The sequence below is a fragment of the Kangiella shandongensis genome, assembly GCF_020005365.1.
Classification (GTDB): Bacteria; Pseudomonadota; Gammaproteobacteria; order Enterobacterales; family Kangiellaceae; genus Kangiella; species Kangiella shandongensis.
In genome coordinates this window covers 343,697-350,282 of sequence record NZ_JACNML010000003.1, presented here as the reverse complement: position 1 = coordinate 350,282, position 6,586 = coordinate 343,697, and the positions used below count along the sequence as shown (strand labels likewise).

General features: G+C 44.5%; 4 protein-coding genes. 1 reads left to right on the top strand and 3 read right to left on the bottom strand.

All coding sequences use genetic code 11. From position 1 onward, the window contains the following. Positions 1-205: 205 nt before the first annotated feature. The 3 genes from H7708_RS05070 to H7708_RS05060 are packed head-to-tail and all read right to left on the bottom strand — an operon-like array spanning position 206 to position 4,798. Complete coding sequence (locus tag H7708_RS05070) at positions 206-2,689, bottom strand: efflux RND transporter permease subunit (RefSeq protein ID WP_223669386.1); 2,484 nt, start codon at positions 2,687-2,689, stop codon at positions 206-208. Positions 2,690-2,697: 8 nt separating this feature from the next. Then, entirely contained in the window at positions 2,698-3,984 is a 1,287-nt protein-coding gene (locus H7708_RS05065; RefSeq protein ID WP_223669385.1) for an HlyC/CorC family transporter, read from the bottom strand. Between the two features lie 19 nt (positions 3,985-4,003). Continuing rightward, on the bottom strand, positions 4,004-4,798 hold the full coding sequence (locus H7708_RS05060) for a cytochrome C assembly family protein (RefSeq protein ID WP_223669384.1): 795 nt from the start codon (positions 4,796-4,798) through the stop codon (positions 4,004-4,006). 358 nt (positions 4,799-5,156) lie between these two features. On the opposite strand from H7708_RS05060, the gene ffh reads away from it, so the two are divergent. Beyond that, on the top strand, positions 5,157-6,551 hold the full coding sequence (gene ffh / locus H7708_RS05055; RefSeq protein WP_223669383.1) for a signal recognition particle protein: 1,395 nt from the start codon (positions 5,157-5,159) through the stop codon (positions 6,549-6,551). Positions 6,552-6,586 lie beyond the last annotated feature (35 nt).

Genomic DNA, 6,586 nt, shown 5'->3' with positions numbered 1-6,586 from the left:
CGCTTTCTGTAATGTGCTTGACGGCCTGAATTTTAAATTCTTCGGTATATCGCTTGGATGACATTTCATTCTCCTCTTTAGCTTCATTGTATAGCTAAAAAGTGTCTAGGAATATCGGGGCGATTCAATGCTAGCTGATGGTTCTCCTATTAAGCCCTCTAAGAGACAGAGGGCTTTTTATTTCTTACTAAGGAGCTGAAGACAGTTAGTTAGTTTTTAAAGGCTTAACCGTTATGAGCATTAGTGGTAGCAGGGTTAGGTTTAAGAACAGGGCGACAGCCATGGCGAAACCCGTGAGTAAGCCGAAGTAAATCGATGGGATAAATTCTGATAAGGCCAGGATGGCAAAGCCAACAATAACGGTGACGCCGGTATAGTAAATGGCTTTACCAATGCTGCCGTGGCAGCGTTTCATGGTAGCTAAGTAGTCATTATCTTTAATAAATTCAGCTTTAAAGCGATGCACGTAGTGAATCGAGTTGTCCACGGCAATACCAATGACAATGGCGGCGATGGTAATGGTCATCATATCCATCGGAACGCCCATCCAACCCATAATGCCAAGAACCAAGGCGGCTGATAAGGCGTTAGGAATTGTCGCCAGGATTGCCAGTACAAAAGAGCGGAACAGGATAATGAACATTAATAAAATCGCCAGATAAACGGCACCAATGGTCATGATCTGTGAGTCGAACAGGCTTTCCAGCATGTTGTTATATAGCACCAACATTCCAGTGAAGTGAACTCTGTCCTGCTCAATACCGGCTTCGTTGACGATATACTGATTAATGGTATCGATAAGCTCTGCACGCTTCAGGTCGTGGTTGGTTTCTTCGACACGAATATTGATTCGAATCTGATCGCCATCTTCTGACAGATAAGGTGTCATTAAAGTACTTTTGACGTTATCTGGTGATTTCTGGTGTGCCAGGCTCAGTGTGACCTCGTCTGGATAAGTACCGCCATTCATGTTTTTCAGAACTTTGGCGTAGGTTGCGATAGACTGAACTTTCCCTGTCACTGACAAGCTATCAATATAATCATGAACTTTCTCGACTTGTTGCAGTTTACTTGATGTAAACCAATAGCCTGGATCATAAATTGCGCTATCGAACTCATCACCAAATTCATCCGCGAATTCATCGTCAGCAATAATAGATTCTTCTTCGCCTTTATCAATGACGATATCGAGTGGAGTTGTTCCCCCTAACTTGGTATCAATGACCGTCATGCCCTGATAAATTTCTGTGCTGGGTTTAAAGTAGTCAATAAAACGGTTTTCTACCTTTAGTTGAGTAATGCCGTAGACGCTAAAGGCTATCATGGCAACCGCTAACAAAAAGATCAGTGGTTTAAAGTTCACGCTGAAGCTATAAATCCAGTTAGTGATTTTATAAGTAATACTTTTGCCGCTGGTGTGCGTATCTTTCTTCAGTAACTGAATAAAGCTTGGGAAAATAATAAAAGTAGTAACGAAACCGATAACAATACCAATGGTCATAATCCAGCCGAAGTCAATAACCGGACGGATACCGCTAATAAGCAATGAGACGAATGCAACGATTGTCGTCAAGGCGGTATAGAAGCAAGGCCAGAACATGGTGCGTACGGTGGTTGAAACACGCAGTTTTAAATCTGAGCTGGGGTTGGCAGAAATATAGTCACGGTAATAAACGGCCAGGTGTACGTTCAGCGCCAGAATAACGATCAGCAGGATCGACGGGAAGTTGGAGGATATGACGGTAATTCGCCAATCCAGAAAACTCAGTAATCCAGCCAGCATAAGGACTGACACGATGCAGGAGAACAGAGGCAACACCACCCAGCGTAGTTTGCCAAAGAAGACGAACAGGGCAATCATGATGAAGAGGATAATGCCAATCCCGAACACGGTAATGTCGTGCTGGATAAAGGTCAGCATATCATTGGTAATCATGGAGATACCGCCAAGGTGCATAGTGGCAATATCACGGTAGTCGTCCATGATGGTTCTGACTTCTTCAATAATGCTGCTGGTTCGATCAGAAACTAGTTTGCTGTAGGTGTCGAACTCAGCTTCCAGCTGCGATAGCTTTGCTTGCTCGTCTTTAGAAAGAGAGCCTTTGGTGGCTTTTTGCTTTCTTAAGTCGTCACGAGCATTGAGTAATTCAAAATACTTTTTATCTCGCTCAAAATTGATTTGAATGGCGCTGGTGTCGCCATCTTCACCAACTAACAGGTTCTTATAGATGGGGCTGGAGGTAAACTCCTGCAAAGCTTTCTGTTTATTGACCCCATTGCTTGTGAGGGTCGGAATCTCACCATCTAACGCATCGTCTAAGGTTATGCCCTGAAGCAGCGGCACATTTAAAATGCTGTTAATGGTGGATACGGTTTGTATTTCTTTTAGTTCACTGGTTAGTTTTTGCAGCCCGTCAATTGACTCGTTACTCATTAATCCTTTATTGGGCTGCCAGGTAATGATCAGAAAGTCATCCGAGCCATACTGTTTGTTGACTTGGCGGTAGTAAGAGAGCGACTTGTCATTTTCCAGTACCAATGACTCGCCGGATGCATCGAGCCTGAATTTAGGAAGCTGACTGGCAGCCAATAGCGTCAACAGAATGACGACAATTAAACTGATAAGAGGATGATTCAATATAAGCTTTTGATAAAGGTTAAAGAAAAAGTTCTCTTTTGGTTTTGTCATCGTTGTTCCTAATATGATTGAGTGTCAGCCGGTGGCGTATAAAGTTGCGGCATGGCCCTGACGCTTTTGACGATATTGTCTTTAATCTGCAAGATTTCCATGGGATAACCATAAAGGCGCAAACAGGTGCCCGACTGCGGTATGGTTTCTAAATACTCTGTAATCAGTCCGTTAAGTGTTTTAGGACCTTCTGTTGGTAAGTTCCAGTCTAGAATTTTATTTAAATCGCGGACGGTCACGGTAGCATCGATCAAATAAGCATCGTCGCCATCTTTCTGGATATCACGATTAATGCTGGACATTTCAGTGGTAAAGTCACCAACGATTTCTTCGAGGATATCATCCAGCGTAACTAATCCCTCGATGTCACCGTATTCATCAACAACCAGGCCAACTCTGTCGCGCTTGTGCTGAAACTTCATTAACTGGGTGTGTAATGGCGTACCTTCCGGAACATAGTAAATTGGATCGAGAAACTTCACAATGTCCTCAGGGACGCTGGACTCCATCTCCAGTACACGACCAAAGTTTCGGGCGTGTAAAAAACCTTCAACGCCATCAATCTCACTACGGAAGACCAGCAGTCGCGTGTGGATACTGTTACGGACCTGTTCGCGAATGTAATCAATGTCGTCGTTCAGATCGATACCAATAATTTCATTACGTGGCACCATAATGTCATCCACTGACACCGTTTCCAGATCGAGGATACTCAGCAACATTTTCTGGTGACGGCGCGGAATCATGGCGCCAGCCTCATTGACTACGGTTCTTAACTCTTCCTGACTTAGATGATCTTCCTGATCCGGATCGGCATTGACGCCAAATAGTTTCAGCAGGTTATTAGCGAGGAAACTGATAAGCTTTACAGCGGGGTGGAAGATACTGGATAAAGCCTTAAGGATCGGTGCGGCGAAAAAAGATATTTTTTCAGGGTATAAGGCAGCGAGGGTTTTTGGGGTGACTTCGGCAAAAATCAGAATAACTACCGTTAGCATCAAGGTTGCGGCAAAAATACCGCCTTCACCCCAGAAGCGAATCGCAATAACGGTGGCAATAGCCGAGGCCAGAATATTAACGATATTATTACCAAGTAATATCAGGCCTAATAATTTATCAGGGCGTTTCAGCATGTTATAGACTCTTTTCGCACTTTTATCACCATTGCGTGCTCGGTGCTTTAATCGGTAACGATTGAGTGACATCATGCCGGTTTCTGAACTTGAAAAAAAACTGGATAACAAGATCAGTAACGCCAATATTAAGAAAAGGACTCCCGTCGACAGTGATTCCAAAATTAACCCCGTATCATTATTATACTATGTACTGTAAGACCAGCTTGGTGCCGATAAATCCTAAACTTAAAATAACGAAGGCGATAATACACAGTCTGGCAAACCGAATACCACTCAACTTTGACGTCTTATAACCGATGTAAAATGTACAGAAGCTGAACCAGGCTAAAACGGACAGGATAATTTTGTGTAGCGGTTGGTTTTCTACCACGGTTTCTGGTAACCCAAAGACCAGTGCAAAAGCCACACCAAGGCTGATAATCCCTGATAAAACTAATGCTGACAGGAAGTGCTCCATTTCCAATAAGGGTGGTAATAATGGATGGATATCACCGGGCTTGTGGCGAAGCTTGTCATGGAGTACCAAAACCAGAATACTTTGTAGGGTTGCCGCAAGCAATAAGCTAAAGCCGATAATAGCCAGCCAAACGTGAATAATACCCAGTGTATTACCGTCGAAGTTAGCGATTTCGGGTTCTTCGGGGAAAATGGTCAGTAAGCTGGCTATACCTGCAATCACTGCAGTGTATAACATTAAATGTGGAGTCTGCTTGCTGAAGCGATAAACCGCCACCAGCAATACTAAGATTAAAGTAACCAGTGAAACTAAATTTAGCAGTGACAGATTTTGGCCACCGTTGCTGGACCGCTCAATCAATAGATAGACCGTGAAAAGATGACAGGCGGCAGGAATGAAAGGCAACCATTTGCCCCACTCGGGGACCTGCTTCTCAGGGTGTTTTAGACGACGCACCAGAAACAGGGCCAGGCCAAGGTAAGTGAGTCCGGTTAAAACTTGAAAGTAGAGTGTCACTGTTTTAGTTATAACTATAAGTTGATTCTAGGGCTTATTTTAGAGGAAAACCGCGCGTTAACAAGCGGTTCTAGGGCCTGATTATCTTTTTTGATTGAATTTTGTTAAATCCAAATATGTTTTGAAGGAGGGGTGGAGATTATTGCATGGTTATTTTGTGATAATAGGAAGTAACAGGAGCAAGACATATTCTGGTAGACGCTACTGACAAAATAGTGGCACAAAGCCCTTGTTTATCCGTTATAATGCCCCATAATCTTAAAATTCGTTAAATTTCGAGTGAGTTTTAAAAATCTTGGCACAAGTCAATTATAATAAACACAGCTTTCTTGAACTTAATTAGTGAGACTGAAACCGCATGTTTGATAGTTTAAGTGATCGCCTCTCAGGTGCGTTAAAAAGCCTGACCGGTAAAGGGAAAATTAGTGAAGATAATATTAAGGAAACTCTCCGCGAAGTGCGCATGGCACTGCTGGAAGCTGATGTTGCGCTGCCCGTTGTAAAAGAGTTTATCGGGGCGGTTAAAGCGCGTGCTGTTGGTACGGAAGTTGGCAAAGCTCTGGACCCTGGTCAGGCCTTCATCAAAATCGTTAATGATGAAATGGTTAAAGCCATGGGGGCTGAGAATGATGCGCTTGAACTGGGGGCTAAGCCTCCGGTCGTTATTTTGCTGGCAGGCTTACAGGGTGCGGGTAAAACCACGAGTGCCGGTAAACTGTCTCATCTCCTGATTAATCGCGAAAAAAAATCAGTGATGGTTGCCAGTGCCGACGTTTACCGTCCGGCCGCAATTAAACAGCTGGAAACGGTTGCTGGCGAAGTTGGTGCCACTTTCTTCCCGAGTAGCACCGACCAAAAGCCAGTCGATATTGCCAAAACCGCGATTGAAGAAGCGCGTAAGCAGTTTATGGACGTCATTATCATCGATACCGCGGGCCGTCTGGCGGTTGATGAAGCCATGATGAGTGAAATCAGTGAATTGCAGACAGCTGTTGAGCCGACTGAAACGTTATTTGTGGTCGACTCCATGACTGGTCAGGACGCGGCGAACACTGCTAAAGCCTTCAATGATGCACTGGACTTAACCGGTGTTATCTTGACCAAGGCTGACGGTGATGCACGTGGTGGTGCTGCTTTATCTATTCGTCAAATTACGGGTAAGCCGATTAAGTTTATCGGTATGGGCGAAAAGCTGGATCAGCTGGAGCCGTTCCATCCGGATCGTGTCGCGTCACGTATCCTCGGTATGGGCGACGTTCTCAGCTTGATTGAGGAAGTTGAGCGCAAGGTCGATAAGAAGAAAGCCGAAAAAGTTGCGAAGAAGATCATGAAAGGTAAAGGCTTTGACCTGCATGACTTCCGCGAGCAGTTATTACAAATGTCCAATATGGGCGGTATGGCAGGGTTGATGGATAAATTGCCGGGAATGGGGCAAATTCCGGAAGCTGCCAAGCAGAAAGTGATGAACGATAAATCGACTGGTCGCATGATTGCCATGATTAACTCGATGACGCCTAAAGAGCGTGCTCGCCCTGAATTAATTAAAGGATCGCGCAAAAAACGTATTGCGCTGGGGTCTGGCATGCAGATTCAGGACGTCAATCGCATGTTGAAGCAGTTCAATCAAATGCAAAAGATGATGAAGAAGATGAAAGGCAAGGGCGGCATGATGAAAATGATGCGCGGCATGCAGGGAATGAACCCTCCAGGTGGTGGTGGAATGGGAGGTATGCCTCCTTTTGGTCGAAAATAGGTTGTACTCAGCTTGAGTTTCGTTAGAATCGGGCG

What these genes read in the sequence shown, in the direction of transcription:
- H7708_RS05070 (WP_223669386.1), bottom strand. Translation starts at nt 2,689, where the DNA reads ATGACAAAACCAAAAGAGAACTTTTTCTTTAACCTTTATCAAAAGCTT.
- ffh (WP_223669383.1), top strand. Translation starts at nt 5,157, where the DNA reads ATGTTTGATAGTTTAAGTGATCGCCTCTCAGGTGCGTTAAAAAGCCTG.